16 protein-coding genes are annotated in these 17,952 nt (G+C 41.4%); 7 read left to right on the forward strand and 9 right to left on the reverse strand.

What is annotated here, in order from left to right:
- Positions 1-12: 12 nt before the first annotated feature.
- Positions 13-735, reverse strand: coding sequence for a DNA repair protein RecO (gene recO / locus HMO_RS0102180; RefSeq protein ID WP_010298165.1), 723 nt, complete (start codon positions 733-735; stop codon positions 13-15).
- Entirely contained in the window at positions 732-1,616 is an 885-nt protein-coding gene (era, locus tag HMO_RS0102185) for a GTPase Era (RefSeq protein ID WP_010298168.1), read from the reverse strand. The genes recO and era overlap by 4 nt, the downstream gene beginning before the upstream one ends.
- A 140-nt stretch (positions 1,617-1,756) precedes the next feature.
- On the opposite strand from era, the gene HMO_RS0102190 reads away from it, so the two are divergent.
- The 7 genes from HMO_RS0102190 (at position 1,757) to HMO_RS16710 (ending at position 10,232) form a co-directional block, all read left to right on the forward strand.
- Positions 1,757-3,574 (forward strand): ABCB family ABC transporter ATP-binding protein/permease, encoded by a 1,818-nt coding sequence (locus tag HMO_RS0102190; protein WP_010298171.1) that lies wholly within the window; start codon positions 1,757-1,759, stop codon positions 3,572-3,574.
- Positions 3,575-3,715: 141 nt separating this feature from the next.
- A complete protein-coding gene (locus tag HMO_RS0102195; RefSeq protein ID WP_010298174.1) occupies positions 3,716-4,798 on the forward strand; it encodes a hypothetical protein in 1,083 nt (360 codons plus the stop codon).
- 251 nt (positions 4,799-5,049) lie between these two features.
- Positions 5,050-6,231, forward strand: coding sequence for a thiolase family protein (locus tag HMO_RS0102200; protein WP_010298176.1), 1,182 nt, complete (start codon positions 5,050-5,052; stop codon positions 6,229-6,231).
- A 204-nt stretch (positions 6,232-6,435) separates the two neighbouring features.
- Positions 6,436-7,449, forward strand: a complete 1,014-nt coding sequence (locus HMO_RS15370) for a septal ring lytic transglycosylase RlpA family protein (protein WP_010298179.1) — start codon at positions 6,436-6,438, stop codon at positions 7,447-7,449.
- 17 nt (positions 7,450-7,466) lie between these two features.
- On the forward strand, positions 7,467-8,720 hold the full coding sequence (locus HMO_RS13485) for a D-alanyl-D-alanine carboxypeptidase family protein (protein ID WP_010298183.1): 1,254 nt from the start codon (positions 7,467-7,469) through the stop codon (positions 8,718-8,720).
- Entirely contained in the window at positions 8,717-9,337 is a 621-nt protein-coding gene (tmk, locus tag HMO_RS0102215) for a dTMP kinase (RefSeq protein WP_010298185.1), read from the forward strand. The genes HMO_RS13485 and tmk overlap by 4 nt, the downstream gene beginning before the upstream one ends.
- 313 nt (positions 9,338-9,650) lie before the next feature.
- Positions 9,651-10,232, forward strand: a complete 582-nt coding sequence (locus HMO_RS16710) for a hypothetical protein (protein WP_139016800.1) — start codon at positions 9,651-9,653, stop codon at positions 10,230-10,232.
- A 782-nt stretch (positions 10,233-11,014) separates the two neighbouring features.
- Here the strand turns inward: HMO_RS16710 and HMO_RS0102230 are convergent.
- The 7 genes from HMO_RS0102230 to HMO_RS0102260 form a co-directional block, all read right to left on the reverse strand.
- Complete coding sequence (locus HMO_RS0102230; RefSeq protein WP_029448216.1) at positions 11,015-11,242, reverse strand: hypothetical protein; 228 nt, start codon at positions 11,240-11,242, stop codon at positions 11,015-11,017.
- A 416-nt stretch (positions 11,243-11,658) separates the two neighbouring features.
- Positions 11,659-12,987, reverse strand: coding sequence for an F-box/SEL1-like repeat protein (locus HMO_RS0102235; protein ID WP_010298196.1), 1,329 nt, complete (start codon positions 12,985-12,987; stop codon positions 11,659-11,661).
- Positions 12,988-13,314: 327 nt separating this feature from the next.
- Positions 13,315-13,845, reverse strand: a complete 531-nt coding sequence (locus HMO_RS0102240) for a TIGR00645 family protein (RefSeq protein ID WP_010298199.1) — start codon at positions 13,843-13,845, stop codon at positions 13,315-13,317.
- A gap of 432 nt (positions 13,846-14,277) precedes the next feature.
- Positions 14,278-14,541 (reverse strand): hypothetical protein, encoded by a 264-nt coding sequence (locus HMO_RS0102245; protein WP_010298202.1) that lies wholly within the window; start codon positions 14,539-14,541, stop codon positions 14,278-14,280.
- A 479-nt stretch (positions 14,542-15,020) separates the two neighbouring features.
- Positions 15,021-16,274, reverse strand: a complete 1,254-nt coding sequence (locus HMO_RS0102250; protein WP_010298205.1) for an MFS transporter — start codon at positions 16,272-16,274, stop codon at positions 15,021-15,023.
- Positions 16,275-16,297: 23 nt separating this feature from the next.
- Entirely contained in the window at positions 16,298-17,026 is a 729-nt protein-coding gene (locus HMO_RS0102255; protein WP_010298206.1) for a class I SAM-dependent methyltransferase, read from the reverse strand.
- 24 nt (positions 17,027-17,050) lie between these two features.
- Positions 17,051-17,944: a LysR family transcriptional regulator gene (locus HMO_RS0102260; RefSeq protein ID WP_010298209.1), complete on the reverse strand. Its 894-nt coding sequence runs from the start codon at positions 17,942-17,944 to the stop codon at positions 17,051-17,053.
- Positions 17,945-17,952: the final 8 nt, after the last annotated feature.

A 17,952-nucleotide genomic window follows, 5' to 3' on the forward strand; every position in this document is an offset into this window, starting at 1 on the left:
AGTAATTGATTCTTAGTCAAAAGTAGTATTTAGGGCTTCCCCTAACCGAGAGCGGTAGTTAGGCATGATTCCGTTAAAAAAGTACTTTGCCAGAAAATAGCCACTCAATTGCAAGGCCTTCTTAATTTCTGCCACCGGCAAGATTGCCTCTGATTCTGTAAGAATAAATTGCGGGATTTCCAATAATCTGTCCGCATAAGGGAGTCCAGCTTCGCGGCTTACTGCGCGTCCGGATTTAGGAGAAACGAAGGCTAGATCGGTTTGCTGTCCGGTGGCAGCACATTGAGAAAAATCTAAGCCATATCCTAATATCTCTAATATTTTTATCTCAAAGCTTGCATAAGCTTTAAGCCATACGGGACCCCCTTCTGTCGCTAGCTGCTGCATGAGATCATAGGTCATATTATAAATAGAGGGATAAAGATGCCGTTCAGCTAGAAGACGGTCAAGCGTATTTACCAAAGAGGTCATCGCTGTTAAACGTAGCGAATCTGCCATAATGCGTGCAATCGGAGATTGGATCAGTTCTAACTGAAAGGTACCCAAGTGTTCTGGTAAGCGAGCCGACCAGCTAGCCTGCACATAATTTCCGGGTTGGATCACCGGTCTACTTTTAGAAGAAACTCTGACGAGCCCGCCATGGCGTCCATGACTTCGGGTCAGTAAGGAAACGACAACTGAATTCTCCCCTTGTTGTCGCACACTTAAAATGATCCCTTCCTCTTGCCATTTCATGCGTTAAAATCAAGCCCCATATTACGATAGAACGCTGACTTTTCTGACCAATTTTCAGCAACTTTGACATATAAATAGAGATGGACTTGCCGCCCTAATAATGCTGATAATTCAGTCCGGGCCGCTTGGCTAATACTTTTAATCTTTGCACCCTTTTTACCAAGAATAATGGATTTTTGATTGGGACGGCTGACATAGATGACCTGATGAATCTTAACGCTGCCATTTTCAAATTCTTCCCACGCTTCGCTCTCAACAAATGTATCATAAGGAAGCTCTTGATGGAGCTGATGATAAAGCTGTTCACGGGTAATCTCTGCCGCCCACAATCGCTGCGGCATGTCGGTGATATCATCTTCGGGAAACATCCATGGTCCTTCAGGCGCCTTATCAGCGAGATAGGCGGCTAAATCGCTGACCCCATCGCCGGTTAAGGCCGATACCATAAAGATGTCTTTAACTTGCGTATAGCGCTGATAGCTCTCAGCTAACTTTAACAAGCGAGTTTTATCGACCGCATCCACCTTATTGAGGACCAGAACGATTTGACGGTTCTCAAGGCTGGCTAAAATCTGCTCACTAGGTGACTGATTTTTCTGACTCGCATCCACAATCAAGATAATTTGATCTGCTTCTTTACCGGCCTCCCAAGCGGTGGCGACCATGGCACGATCTAATCTCTTCTTAGGAGTAAAGATGCCCGGAGTATCAATCAACACCAGCTGTGCTTGGTCAACCATGGCAATTCCTAAGACGCGCTGACGTGTAGTTTGCACCTTAGGGGAGACAATTGATACCTTTTGCCCAACCAATTGGTTTATAAGTGTTGATTTGCCTGCATTTGGCACACCGATAACAGCAATAAATCCGAACTTTGTCATTATTTTTCCTTCAAAATTTCCCTAATATTAGCTCAGGCACCTTAAAAATTGCAACAATACAGAGCATTATATCTCCACGTGAAATCTTAGAATTTCTTTAGCTTGTTGCTAAAACGATTTTCTGTAATGATAGGGATATTATGGCAGGAACACCGATCCCAACAGATTTAAAATTTAATTTCCGTTATATGAAACGGTTATGGCCCCATTTATGGGCAACCGATACCCCCGTGAAAGTTAGGTTCGCCATAGCACTGACGCTTCTTGTTGCCAGTAAAATCTTACTGCTGTATGTGCCTTTCCTTTATAAAAAAGCCGTCAATTTCCTCTCACCCGAGTTGGGAGCCCACACTGTAGTGCCAATTTTTATTATCCTTGCCTATGGTGGGGCCCGATTAACCTCACAATTATTCGCCGAGATTCGGGATGGCGTATTTGCTGAAGTTGTCCAATCGGCCATCCGTCAAATTGGATTAATGGTTTTCAAACATATTCATGGGCTTTCGCTGCGTTTCCATCTTGAGCGCCAAACCGGTGGCTTGAGCCGCGTTATTGAGCGGGGCACTAAAGCTATTGAAACGTTGCTCACCTTCTTAACCTTCAATATTATTCCAACGTTTTTGGAAATCATCCTTGTTGCCAGTTTATTTGCCTACGTCTATGGCTTAAGCTTTGCTATCGTCATCATTTTTACCTTGGCTAGTTATATCATCCTGACACTAATGATTACCGAGTGGCGCATTAGTTATGTGCGAACAATGAATCAAACTGACAATGAAGCCACCACAAAAGCGGTTGATAGTCTGCTTAATTATGAAACAGTTAAATATTTTAATAATGAAGAGCATGAATCTCAGCGTTTTGGTGATGCGCTTGATAGATATAAAATTGCGGCAGTTAAAAATCGCTTAGGACTGTCCCTTCTTAATTCTGTTCAAGCGGCTATTATCACCGTGGGGTTAGTTGTCATTATGTTAATGGCTGGTTCAGAAGTAAAAAATGGCCATTTAACAGTGGGCGATTTCGTGGCCCTCAATGCCTTTGTTCTGCAAATTTACTTACCTCTTAACTTTTTGGGCTTTGCTTACCGTGAAATTAAAATCGCTCTAGTTAATATGGAACAGATGTTTAGTCTGTTGGATGCGCCCCGGGAAGTCCAAGATCTCCCTAATGCTTCTGAGCTTATCTGCCATCATGGCGCGATTAGTTTTAAGAATATTTCTTTCCATTATGATGATCGCCGTCCCATTTTAAAAGACATCAACTTTGAGGTGCCCGCCGGTAAAACTGTGGCAATTGTCGGTTCTAGTGGCGCAGGCAAGTCGACCATTAGTCGTCTGCTGTTTCGGTTCTATGATCCGATCGCTGGACAGATTTTAATTGATGGCCAAGATATTAAAACTGTAACTCAAGATTCATTGCGACGCTTAATTGGTATTGTGCCTCAAGATACGGTCCTGTTTAATGATACAATCCGTTATAATATTGCTTATGGTCGGCCATTGGCTTCTGATGAGGAAATTATTGGAGCCGCTAAAGCAGCCCAAATTCATGAGTTTATTTTATCTCTTCCAGAAGGATACAGCTCCATGGTAGGAGAGCGCGGCCTTAAACTGTCAGGGGGTGAAAAGCAGCGCGTGGCAATTGCTAGGACCTTCTTAAAGAAACCTAAGATTTTCTTATTCGACGAAGCGACTTCAGCCTTAGATACCCGCACGGAGAAAGAGATTCAAAAGAGCCTGGAAAGCTTGTCGCAACATCATACCACCTTAATTATTGCGCACCGATTGTCAACCGTCGTCCATGCCCATGAAATTCTGGTCTTAGAAGGTGGTCAAATTGCTGAACGCGGCTCCCATCAACAATTGTTGGCGCAAGGGGGACTTTACACCACCATGTGGGAACGCCAAAGCACCCAGTCGCCCGCTGTCCCCGATAACAATCCTTCGTCGCGTTAACTCCCCAGCAGCACGAAAAAACAAACTTGGAGCAGTATCCCCTCCTGTTTAGGTAAATCGGGCACTCTTGACAGTTGCTCTCGGTAAATTATTATGAGCAAGTGTTTCTGAAAAAACAATTTATATAAAGGATAATACTAAATGCTTAATTTTTTTAAAAAGATTCTATTTACTAGCTGCTTAGTGCAGTTAGCTGTTAGCATGGAAACTCCTGACTCCTCTTCTTCCTCAACCAGTGACTCTATTTTAGAGGCAGAGATTGTTGAAGGGCAGGCTGCTGAAGAAAGTGTCGTTGGACAGAAAGGGTTTTATGGCCGCCTGTTAGCGTCGACTAAGGATTCCCCTAAAAGCAAAGAAGAACTGCAAGAAGAGATGATTGAATGGGCCACAGTAGCTTTAGCCTACAAAAAAGATTTGATCAATTTATTTATGAGCCAACTGAAAGAAGCAACCTTTGAATATGAAGGCGAAGAAAGGAAGAAATCTCGAGGCATTCTTAACTTCCTAAAGTATAAACTGGAAAACAGTGATCTCAAACTCGAAATCTTTAAAGATTCATTTAATCGCTCCGAACATACCAAAACAATGAAAGATGTCGGCATCGGCAAGTTTAATTGCGGGGATGAAGAGACTCAGAGAATGCATGCTTTAAGGAAGTCTAATCTGTATAAGCAAATGCTAGCGTTTATCCGGGCGACAGATCTGGTAAGTTTTAAGGATAATCCTATCATTGCCACCACCATAGCTGAAATGACAAAGACTAACCTTGAAAATTTTAAAGGATGGAGTGCTAAAACAGGCAATAAAGCAGCAAAACATTATATTTCAGAATTTGTCCGCTCGCTTAAAAAAATACCTACCCACCTAGATGACGCCAGCATATATGTGAAAAACGAAAGTATAAGTGGTTTTGGTGGTCATTCAAAATGGATTTGTAGAGATTACGCTAGTGATGCAAAAGCGAATTTCACGCCTGAGCACCATATAAAACTAATGACGGGCGACCCTCAAGCTTATTTGATGGCCTACCCTATCCCTTCTTTAAGCCAAAGTCTTGATAAGCAAGAGCTTAGATTTGACTACTGGCTCGAAAATCACCAGACCAAGTGGGAAGAGCGCTACTTAGAATTAGTTAAACCAGACAATATTATTGAAACTCTTACCCTTTTACTCTCTGAACAAGCTCAAGTTGAAGAAGACACTGAACAAAGCGCGAAACAATAAATCAGTATCTAATCTTTGATAAGAAAGTTCAGCGCTAATAAACTTAATCTCTGAAATACAGTCTCAGAGATTTTATTTTTTTGACGTCAGCTTTCTCATAAAGCACACCCGTTGGTTTGCAGAAGGAGCTCTGCACAGAGTTAATATTTTATCTTCTTAACCTTCTGTTAAACCCTTAAGTTTTTGTTTGCTTCTTTGCCGCAGACTTGATTCTATAAAACTATTACTAGATACAAATTTAGAGGAAAATTATGCCGGCTCGTGAAGTTGTAATTGTTTCTGCTCAACGTACTCCTATTGGGGCTTTTCAAGGGGCTTTTAATGACGTAAAAGCAACCGCTTTAGGTTCTGCTGCTATAAAAGGCGCTTTAGATACCATCAAGTTATCCCCAGATGCTATCGAGGAAGTTTACATGGGATGCGTTCTGCCAGCAGGACTTGGGCAAGCTCCTGCTCGCCAAGCGGCCATTCACGCCGGCATCACCAAACACACGCCCTGTGCAACGGTTAATAAAGTTTGTGGATCAGGCATGAAGGCAATTATGTTGGGTGTCGACCAAATCCGTGCTGGGGACACAAAGACCATTGTCGCCGGTGGCATGGAAAGCATGACCAATGCGCCATACCTGCTACCGAAAGCTCGTAATGGTTATCGTTTGGGTCATGGCAAGATCATTGACCACATGTTTCTCGATGGCTTAGAAGATGCTTACACCGAAAATGGCGTGATGGGACTTTTTGCCGAAGCCACCGCTGAAAAATACGGATTTACGCGCGAGAATCAAGATGACTTCGCCAAAGAATCTTCTTTAAGAGCCATCAAAGCCGTTCAAAGTGGCGCCTTTAAAAACGAGATTACTGCGGTTACTGTCAAAGATCGTAAAGGCGATGTCATCATTGGTGAAGACGAAACCCCAGGCAAAGTTAATCCTGAAAAGATCCCCTTATTAAAGCCTGCCTTTAAAAAGGATGGAACGGTTACAGCTGCAAATTCTTCCTCAATTTCTGATGGAGCCGCTGCCGTGGTGTTAATGGATAAAGACCATGCGGAAAAGGCTGGATTTAAAGCTTTAGCCACCATTAAAGGCCATGCGTCATTTGCTCACGAACCAGAATGGTTTACAACCGCTCCCGTGGGTGCCGTTCAAAAACTGTGCAAGCAAATTGGCTGGTCTATTGCTGATGTGGACCTCTTTGAAATCAATGAAGCCTTTGCTGTAGTGACCATGGCTGCCATGAAAGATCTCAATATTCCTCACGAAAAGGTTAATGTCTTCGGCGGCGCTTGTGCTTTAGGCCATCCGATCGGAGCCAGTGGAGCGCGTGTTGTTGTTACCTTAATTCATGCGTTAAAAACCTTGGGCAAGAAAAAAGGCATAGCAACTCTGTGTATCGGTGGCGGCGAAGCCGTCGCGCTGGCCATTGAAATATAGAGATCTTCGCACTTTATTCTTAGTGAATCAATATAGCCTGAAAGTTATAAAAAGGATTTATAGCTTTCAGGTTATTCTCTTATTAGGAGATGGCCACCATTTATGCCCCATTTCTTAAATTAAAATAATTATTCTTCCCCTTAAACCGCCCTTGAGAAGCAACTAAAAAAAGGATAAGATGTCCAGGAATAGAGAGGGTTTTCCGTGAAGAATATTTTACTTGTCATTGCAACATCTGCATTGCTTGTGAGCTGTACATGCAGCCCGCCCTCGAAGGCTGCCAAAGAAATCTGCACGGGTACGAAGAAATCTTATACTATTCAAGGCAGAACTTATCATCCCCAAGATCACTATGATTATGAAGAGGATGGCATTGCCTCCTGGTATGGACCAGGCTTTCATCAACGCCCCACCTCGTGTGGATCAATCTATGATATGCATTCCTATACAGCGGCCCACAAAACCCTTCCCATCCCCTCAGTTGTCGAAGTTACCAATCTAGAAAATGGTAAAAATATTAAATTAGTCGTCAACGATCGGGGGCCTTTTGTTGATGACCGTATCATTGACCTTTCTAAAAAGGCAGCGCAAGAGTTAGGGACCTTTAATAAAGGGCTAGTTCGGGTCCGAGTTAGAGCTATTCCTGACGAAAGCCATGCCTTAGCTAATTATTTAAAACGTTATGGTCGCTATGGAATTGATCCTTCTGGGCGCAAATGGGACGATATTTACTTCCAAGAAATCTCTGGTAAAACCCCGCAAGAAGAAGTTATGGCTGAAGATCCGGAAGTTATGAAGGCCGTTATGCGCAGTGATGCAAAACACCAACCGACTATTCACCAAACCGTTATGCGCAGCAACCGTCCTCAACCTAAAGTACAACAATTAACCTTTACCCGAGATGACGAGATTATTTTCGAAGAGCTATTAGATACAGCTAGCCCCAAAAGAAATAAAGTGGCTGCCAAAGTACGCGCCACTTCCCCATCAAAGGGAGGCCATTTTATCCAAGTCGGCAGCTTTGTGCAAAAAGGGAATGCTGAACGGCTCAAACGACAGCTCCAACGTCATGGTACCTCTACTATTGTGCGCGACAAAGCTAGCGGCAATATGTACACCATCAAACTTGGCCCCTATGCCAACCGCCAAATCGCCAAGCAAAAACTTTCCAATGTTACCAATGAAGGGCATTACGGTGCTCGCCTCATCATAAATTAGCAACCAGGAGTACTCTCGTGAACAAGAAGGCTATCTTAAGCTTATTGCTATTGTCTTTAGTTTTTAATGCTGAAGCTAAACCTAAAAAACCCAAGCCCCAAGCAGAACTGCCAGCTAAAGAGCAGGTTCCGCCCCCTCCCCCTCCTTTGGAAATTCCCGGGGTATCCCCTGTTATTGCAGCGTCTTTGGGAGTTGACACTATTGCCGAGCAAGCGATTGTCATGGATTATTATTCTGGCAAAGTCTTATATGAGAAGAATGCGGATATGCCGATGTATCCTTCATCCATGACCAAAATTATGACCGCTTATATGGCTTTCGAGAAAATGCAAAAAGGTGCAGTACGAGCCGACACACCTGTTTTTATTAGTGAAAAAGCATGGCGCACCGGTGGTTCAAGAATGTTTTTGAACGTTAACTCACAGGTCACTATTGATGAACTTTTACACGGGGTTATTATCCAATCGGGAAACGATGCCTCCGTTGCCTTAGCTGAAGGATTATCAGGTTCAGAAGAAATTTTTGCAGCCGAAATGACGCAAAAGGCTCAAGAGTTTGGCTGTGTTAATACGACTTTCAAGAATGCGAGCGGCCTACCTGATTCTGACCATAAGACCACGGCGCGCGACCTGGCTAAAATTGCTTATCGTGTGATTCATGATTACCCGCAACATTATGGTTTATTCGCCCAGACCTCCTATACCTATAATGGCATTAACCAACCGAACCGCCACCCATTATTGGATAAAAATATTGGCTGTGACGGACTTAAAACCGGTATGACAGATCTAGGCGGTTACGGTTTGGTAGCTTCTGTCAAGGAAACTGATCCGGTAGGCAATGATAAACGATTTATCGTCATCATTAATGGCCTTAAAACCAGTAAAACGAGAGCAGTTGAAGCTTTAAAGCTTTCGACCTGGGCTTTGAAGACTTTCACAACCTTAACCTTAGCCAAAAAAGGTGTGCCTATTCAGAATGCCCCGGTCTATTCAGGCGCAGAGAATATTGTGCCTGTAGCCGCAGCCGCGGATGCTTTTGTTACCGTACCAACGGTGGTAAAAGACCAAGTTAAATATGAGATTAAGTTTGATGAAACGGTGGTAGCTCCCCTTAAAACCGGACAGACCTTGGGCAAGCTTATTGTGACTGCCCCCATGTATAGCCAACCGCTAGAATTTAATCTCGTATCCACAAAAGATATTGAAAAAGCAGGAATCTTTAAAAAGATCTGGCGGTCGGTGACTCATATCTTTGGAGCTAAGTCATGAGTGCAGGCAAATTTATAACTTTCGAGGGCGGTGAAGGCACCGGCAAGTCCACCCAGTGCCAATTATTGGCCGACTATTTACGCCAACAAGGTTATGAAGTAATTCTAACCCGTGAACCGGGGGGGACAGATGGGGCCGAACTGATTCGCGCCCTGTTGGTGTCCGGCGATGTTAATCGGTGGTCCGGCGTTACTGAAGCCTTGTTGCTGAATGCAGCGCGGGTTGATCACTGGGAAAAAGTAATTTCTCCGGCACTCAATCGCGGCGCTTGGGTTATTTGTGATCGCTTTGCGGACTCCACCATTGCTTACCAAGGCTTTGGGCGGGGGCTTGACATTGATTTTCTGTGGAATCTGCATAACTCGGTTCTCCCAGGCGTCCAACCAGACCTTACGTTTGTCTTTGATCTCGATCCCGCGATTGGCATTAACCGAGCTTTGTCGCGGCGTACCAGTGAGGTCAGGTTTGAAAAGATGGATATTGAATTCCATAATCGGATGCGCCATGGTTACTTAGAAATTGCCAAGAATCATCCCCAACGCTGCCGCCTTGTTGATGCCGGCCAAGACATTAATACGATTCACCATCACCTTCAACAAATGATAGCAGGCTTATAAACCTGTTATCTGATTGTAGACATTATATCTGTTATAATATTTATTATTCTCCCGCTAAAAGATAGAAAGGGTTGCCACTTTTATATCCCCTCATAGAGAGATATTTCGACCTTACACCCAACTGTTTTTTGATTTGTTTAGGGTTAGCCTACCAATGTGTTCTCACAGTTTTTAAAAAGTGCTAGAAATTAGGGGAACGCTCAGAAGTGAGGACCTAATCAAAATTCGGCCATTTAACAAGAAAAGTCTTGAATATAAAAATATTAATATGTATACCAGAACAAGATATTTTTTATTGAGTTAACATGTTGAGATGAAAGTTATATTTATCCGCCTTATTAATGCCCCTGTTACCCTACTATTCATAGCAGCAACAGTAACAGGATGCGCCTCAGTGACTTATGAAGAGCCCAAATCTGGACCGGTCGCGCGAGTCAGATTCGTTACAGATACACCATACATAACTGTTATTCGAGGATACAGTTCTAAAGAATGTAATGATGAACATGAAATGATGAGACTCAGAAATGGCTTCTTGTTTAATAGTGATCCGAGGAGCCTTGGCATGCCTTTAGGAGGCTATCATAAAAATGCTGCAAAAGAATTCCTTATCACTGCTAATATCCCTCAAGTTTATATGTTTGAACATACTGAAGCTACAGGGTACTATTCTTATAAATGTGGAGTCGTTATACAACAAACATTTGAAGAGGGTAAAGATTACGAATTGAGCTACCATTGGAATAAACCTAGCTGTAATATAGAAGTTTTCGAGCTCAAGAAAACTGGCTCAGATAACATTGAAAAGATTTTATTACAAAAAAGGGATAACAAATTAATTTCTGACTTTTCACACTCTTGTTTGACAAAGTTCAAGCAGCCTCGTTTATATTAAGGAGTTTATTTAGGTCGACTCTTAGCTTTCAGAGTTCAGAAGATAAGCATCTGAACGCAGAGGTTTTCTACCTAAGCCCTTTAGTAAGCAACCTAAATCTGGCATCTTTCTGCACCTCCTCTTCTAGGGTCAGACTTGGTGATCGCTAGCTACAGAGGGGGAGACGCAACAAGAGAGTTTCTGTTTTGCTTGTCTTTATCTTCCTCTGAGCTTTATATTTCCAACTAATAAGTCATAGCTATTACTCTCTTATTAGAGGGGGAACACCTGTGTCCCAGTCATTTTTTGTAGTCTTAGATACTCTTCAGCTTATTCCCCATATAAGAGCTATCCATCTATTTTAAGATTTGCAGACGCCTGCAGATACACCTCTTCGGCGGCCTGACCTTTTTCAGCCATCCTCTTTAATCTTGCAACGGCTTTCCTATTGCCATACTTAAGAGCACTTTGATAATTCAGAGACTTAAAAATACCTTGAAAATATAACTCTCCTAAAGCGAAGTAAGTCTCTCCCAGCAAAGTTTCGTCTTTAACGTGTTATCTGTGTTAATGTTAATAATTTTTACGAGTCTGTTAAAATCTTCTACATTCTTGTGGGCTACCACTACTTTTTGTCCCTTTAGAGGCATATTTGGCCTAGGGCTAGAACTGTGTCATTAAAAAGGGAATAGACTAGCCGTAATTGCAGAAGCTCTTCATTGGTACTGATAGCAAATGTATGATCTAAAATCTTCTCAAGAATATTCCTCGGTATTGCGGACAGAGACCAAGAAAAAGCAGGATCATAATCCCGGTGCGACTTTTTTAAAGGGGGCTGGTCTGTCTTCAGAGCCAAGGATTCCTTGAGTGTCGCCTTGCTCTTCCGATGCATTTGCAGCTAAGTTCTCCATAATTTGGTAGCCCCTTTTATAACCTACGGCTGAGATCATCTCTTCTTCCCCTGCTTGACTCAAGGAAAATAAAATTGCCACACACAAGTGAAGGACTAGTACTCTATAAATTATTATCATTATTTTACCTTAATTACAGAATTGATATTAAATAGATATTTAGGCATAAGTAATTTTTATTAATTCTTGGAGTTTTATAAATCACTCAAATAGAAGGGTCAAGAATCAAACATATTGTGAGAGTTTAAAAAAACTAAAGATTTTAACTCTTCTCGGCTTATACTCCGATTCATCACGAAGGACGTGCAGATACTTTCTCCAAGCAGAGCTGCTTTCTCTACTCCTGAAGTTCTTGTACGCTTGTCACTATTTATCAGAAGTTTAGTTTATAGAGTTTTAAACAGTTATTGTGAGGCTTAATAAAAATATAAAAGGATAAGCATAACTTATCCTTTTAGTTTCATTCTTCAGGTAGAGCATCCTTAAGCGATCTTATTGCTGACCCCAATTATCATTGGAGTTTTGTCCATAACTACCTAATACATTTCTCTCTCACTTATCTGTTTAAGGGTGCTCTTGGAGATACGTCCTTCTGCCACCATAACATTTAATCTCCTCTGCGCTTCTTCATTCCCGTCCTCAGCTGCTTTTGCATACCAATATGCAGCTTCTTTGTTATCTGTCTCAATACCCCTGCCCCCGTTTTCATATATATCACCAAGATAAAAGCCGGATTTTTTTGTTGGATAGCATTCTTTTAAATACTCTACTGCTTTCTTGAAATTCTTTTCTCCAGCTGTCCCCTCGTAAAAGATTTTTCCTAACAGAAATGTAGCCTTACCCATATAGAAATCTGTCATATCTCCTACACTTTCATCTATTACTTCATCTGCAAATGCTTCGGGTGGAGTATTTTTAAACCTCTCAAGGAATTGGATAGCCATTGTGTGATTTTTTTCTATGCCTTTGCCGTAATAATACATTATTCCGAGGGTATAAATGGCCTCTATTGATCCTTCTTGGACAGCTCTTTGCAACATTTCAACTGCAATCAAAGGTTTGTTGATTTCCCCCAACATCTCATGTGTGCCATTGTGACCGTCTCCTAAAGCTTCATAGGCACCATAACGGGGATGGAATGGTCCCTTTTCGCACAAGACCTGGGCTTCATCCTCATTCTTTTGGACCCCTAAACCATATTGATACATTAAAACTTGTCTTGCTAAAGCTGCTTTGGATCCATACTGACAAGCTTTAATATAGCACTTAAGAGCATGTTGGTAGTTAGGTATATTAAATATATCATCTAGATACAATTCTCCTAGATGAAAGTAAGCACTTCCTATTAAAGTTCCCCAAGAGGTTTTGTCATCTTCACTAAAATGATGCACTTCGTCTTTTTTTCTATCTTTATGGGCTATAATGAAATCTGTAATTTTTTTAAAAATCTCAGTATTTCTATTTGCTATTAATCTCATCTTCCCTTCATAATCTCGACAGAATTGGCCCTGCGACAATAGAGTGCTATTAAATCTTGAGCAGACCTTTCGCAATTGGAGCAGATGGTTATGGCTTTCTCTTTGTGAGGCATACTTCAAGATCTCTACTAAAATTTCTTCTGGCAGACTTAAAATTGAAAGAATCTGTCGGGAATTAGGAGTCGTATCAAGCTGGCTACTTTGCTGAGCAATCTGTTCTTGCTCACCAACAGAACCTTCCTCTACGGAGGATAATACGTCACTAACTTGCTGATTTCTTGCATCGCTTGCATTTGATCTGTCTTCTTGCTGCTCCATAGCCAGACTCAAAGAAGAAATAAGTGCAGTCCACAGAAAAATTGACAATATTTTATAAATTTTTATCATTTTTATTTTAATCCTTTATTATCGAGTTCTTATAAAGATTTACTTATTCCTCTAATATAGAGCAAGACAAATTATTAGATGCATGTAACACATTTATGTCACCTGAGCAAGAGCTTAGAAGGCTGTAAATTGCAAATAATTTTAAGAGGATTACCTTAAGAAGAGCTCTTCTGGCCTTTACCAGAGTCATCACATGGACCTAGGATATAGTCCCCCTATAACACATGAAGGGCCGGAATCAACTTAGCATCAGAAGACCTTTTTGGCGATAGCGACTAATTATAAGAGTTAGGATCAAAAGAACCTAACTCTAAAAAGACAGTCGACTTAATCACCCGGACTATGGCTTATGTCTTGAGCCAATTTAGAAGTATAGGCCAAGAAGAAAGCTGAAAATAAAAAGACGGTGTGTATAATAACTTGCCATAAAACTTCGCGATCTGGAATCTTATGAAGGTTAATAAATGTTTTGAGCAGATGAATTGAGGAGATTCCAATCAGGGCTAATGCTAGCTTAATCTTCATAGTATTGGCATTGACCTGGGACAGCCATTCAGGACTGTCTGGATGCCGGTCCATTCTCAAGCGCGAAACAAAGGTTTCATACCCTCCTATAATGACCATAATAAGGAGATTGGAGATCATGACCACATCAATCAGCCCCAAAGCCACGAGCATAATATCGTCCTCTCCCATTTTACTTATTTCATTAAAGAGCTGGTGGAGTTCTTTCAGAAATTGATATAAATAAATGCATTGAACAAATATTAAGCCAAGATAAAGCGGCGCTTGTAACCATCGGCTTGAAAAAATCGCAAAAGCCAATATTCGATGAGAACTATTGCTTAAAAAACTCATGGCCTTATTCTCCGCTATCAACCCAATTTTTACATAAAAAACATCTACATAAGTATAATAAGGCTAATAACAATTTATGACAAATCGTAATCAGTTCTTAATTTATGATTAACCGTTCCACAAGCAAGGCAGCCTTCGCTGAAGCATTAGCAATATTGATGAGCTACCAAACAGAGAATTAGCTTCCTAAACCATGTTAAGGGTGAGCTAAAATTGATTACATTGCAGGGGTAATCTTAGATACCGACAGAGGCATTGAACAATTTGAAACAATTCTTAGATGTGAATTAAATGAGGGATGAGAGAGAGACAAGAAATAAACGTGATCATTAATACGTTTTTCTAATTTTTGTCATCTCTCGTTATTGCTAAGCTTTAAACCAACCAAGCATATGTAGAGTATTTGTTCTCCCCTTGGTTGGTTTTAATCCTTTATTGTGCAGTTGTAAGGCGTATCTCCATCCGATGGAGCGGTGCCATCAAGGTTTGGCTGCCTGCAACCCCGTTAAGCTTGGATTTTAGCGTGTTGAGACTTACTAATACTTTCGCCTTTTCTTGTTCAAATTGATCAGCATTGTGCTGCAATTTCCCTATAAGCATTGAGAAAGCTGGATTTGATTGTTCAATAGAATCCAGGACTCCAATGATAGTATTAGCCTCTATTTGGAGATTATCCAGAGTTTTGAGCCCTTGCATGAAAGCTACAGTTGTTATCTCTATATCACTTTTCACATTTTGAGGAGCCGATAAAGATTGTAAACCTTGTGAGAACTTAGTGGCCGCTTCTTGAATAATTGGATCATTGGTATCCGCTGCATATAAGAATTAGATTAACAGTAATGGGGCAAAAAGCTTTTTAAGAAACATTGCAAACTCTCCATCAAATAATTAAGACGGTTATTAATTTAATAGACGTCCAATAAATTAGATTAGAGAGCCTAATTTTCAATTAATGCTCTAAGCTGCCCCCTCTTCTACCGCATACAAATCATGGATTTTAATCTAAGATCAAGAAACAGGTTATCTTATTAATGCTGATTCTTAGGCGATGAAATGGCAGCACTTTGATAAAAAATTATTCTATTAGAGTACAAGCTAATATTGGAAAAGCTATATCTGAAGTAGCTCTCCTCTTTATCCTCATCCCCTCTCTATTGGAAAGACAGCGTAAGCTTTTACGCTAGAGCTTCCCTAGGCTTAGAAAGCAAGACTGCCCCTATGCCAATCAATGAAATAAGAATAATATAAAATGCGGGCATGATTTGTTGGCCTGTCCAACGGATAAGTATAGAGCAGATCATCGGCGTGGTTCCCCCAAATAGAGCAATGCCTATGTTATAGCTGAGAGCTAACCCACTGTAGCGGATTTTTACAGGAAATAGCTTTGCCATATAGGCATTCATTGGCGCCTGAAACCATGCTGCGAGTAAAGCAAGACAAACTTGGACTACTAAAGCTTGATAGAGAGTCTTGGCCGATAAAAGTGTTAAGAATAAGGGATATATACAAATAAGGGTTGCGAGCGCTCCTGTGAGCATGACCCGCTTATTTCCGAACCTATCTGCTAGAAAACCGGCGCAGGGAACAGTGAGAATATATACAATGGTTCCCAAACTCATCAAAAAAAGTGAATCCGATAAGTGCCACTCCGCATGCGTTGACAGGAATACACTTGTATAAGAAAAAGAGATGTTATACATTGCGCCGGAAAAAGCGGCAATTCCTATCGTACAAATCATTGAGCGATAATGTTGTGTAATAGCTTGGTAAAGCGGTACCTTGGGTCGGACTTCATTATTCGCTCTAATTTCTTGTAAACTATTATCAGGTAGCTTTTTCCTCATATATAAACCAATTCCGCCAATGACCCCCCCGACTAAGAAAGCTAATCGCCATCCCCATGTGGGCATGAGGGGTAAGGTTACAATGCTTGAAACCACATTCGCTGAAAGCCCCCCAATAGCGCTAGATATTGTAATTAGAGAGCCAAAAAAGCCAGCTTTTTTGATGTTTACATTTTCGACCACATAGATTCCTGCCCCATTGTACTCTCCTCCGGTACAAAATCCTTGTAAAAGGCGGAGCAGAATTAGAATAATAGGCGCTAAAATTCCGATCTGTTCATAGGTAGGGAGGAAAGCTATTAACACGGTTGGAACCGACATCAATATAATCGAGAAGCTTAAGGCTCTTTTACGCCCATATTTGTCGCCCACGTACCCGAAAAAGGCTGCCCCTAAGGGACGCATAAAATATCCAACGCCGTAAGTAGCGAGGGCGGCAATCAGCGAAGTTAAAGGATCAAAAGCTGGAAAAAATAACGGAGCTAGAAGCGGGCTTAAAAATCCGAAAAGCGTGAAATCGTAATACTCCAATATATTACCGATCATAGAGGCTGTAACAATTTTGCGTGGCGCAGTTTGCTGCATCTTCTTTATCCTTGTTTATTATATTATGGTTTTACTGCAATCACTCCAACATGTTCACGACCATCTAACCTCATATCGTCAGGATGCAAAGAAGTAGCCCCTGAATAACCAATCTTTTCAATGATAAAGCCCCTATTATTGACCAGTAAGCTTACTGTTTCGATATCAAGAAGGTTAATGAAATAAGGTAGATCCTCTGCTCGCTCTGGAACGTACGCAGGTATATTTTTTAGAAGCCCCGGCCAAGGAGCATTTTTTGCTTTATTTTCCCAATACTCCGGAAGGAAGCGGAAAAAGTTATGCATGAAAGGAGAACCCGCGAGGAAAAAGAATTTGCCTCCTGGTTTTAAGCAATTATAGATTTTCTCGATGGCATAAGGTAGGGTATCCGGTTCCACAAAGTTTAAGACGCGCGAAGAGAGGACGGCTCCGATGGTATTATCTTCAATGGAAAGTGCTTCTGGGAAGGCACCGGGTATAAGAGTTAAATTTGCCCTCAAATCTTCGGGAGTATTCTGCCAAAGGATATCTAAATGATCTTTCGACAAATCATTTGCAATAATTTTTGCCCCTTTTTTTAAGGCAGCAATCGCCGTTCTCCCATAAGCAGTTCCTATTTCTAAGCAGGGAGCAGGAGATTGAGCTGAAAATTCAATGAACGCCTCATTATAAAATTCTGGCTCAGTATTCATATAGCCCATCTTGTTAAGAGTAACAATAAGGCCATCTATTTCTGGGGGGGTATGCTTCATTCTTAGCTTCCTTTTTTATTTTATTTAATCAGGGTTATAGGTTTTCTTAAACATGGGAATCATGTAATTTTCGAAAGCCTGAATCCGTTTCGAGTTTTTTAGATGTTTGGGGTATATAATATAGATATCGATCGCCGGTCCGGTGATATGTGGAAGAACTTGAACTAAATTCATTTTATCTAGTCCTGGGTGCTCTCTCGAGACAGCCGCGATTCCTAAGCCTTGCTCGGCTAGAAAAAGCCGTGATTGGGGAGAACTGATTGAGATGTAGGGATTCCGGTTGCTCTCGTCCGCTACTCCCAAACTTAAATGCCAGTTCATTTCCATAAAGCCTGGGAAATCTCCAATCCCAATCAGTTGGTGGTGATCTAAATCTTGGGGATCCTGAGGCGTCCCATGCTTACTTAAGTATTCAGGACTGGCAAACAGAACCACATGATTGGTAATGAGATGCTTCTGTTCCAAATCCTTTCGTAACGGATTAGGTGGGCACAGAGCTATATCAGCATACCCATGATCAAAGTCAGGGATAACGTCGCGCGCAAAAATACTTAGATTTATTTCCGGATAAAGCTTCTGAAATTCTGGTAGGAAAGGTGTTAAATAATAATTAACCATCCCTTGAGTGGCTGAAATTGTAAGAGGTCCTTTTGGAACAGCCTGACCTTCTAATATCTGGTTTTCAGCTTTTTCTATCTCAGAATAAACCGCTTGCGCAGTCTCAAATAATGTCTCGCCCGCCTGGGTCAGCGAGATCCCCGTGGGATGGCGATGAAACAGAGTGGTCTTTAATTGATGCTCAAGAAGTGAGATGCTGCGGCTAAGAGCTGATACAGCAACGCATAATTCATCAGCCGCTTTTCTAAAGCTTTGGCATTTTGCCACGTAGTAAAATGTTTTTAGCCTATTCCATTCCATAAATTTAC

The organism is Candidatus Odyssella thessalonicensis L13 (assembly GCF_000190415.1).
GTDB classification, from domain to species: domain Bacteria; phylum Pseudomonadota; class Alphaproteobacteria; order Paracaedibacterales; family Paracaedibacteraceae; genus Paracaedibacter; species Paracaedibacter thessalonicensis.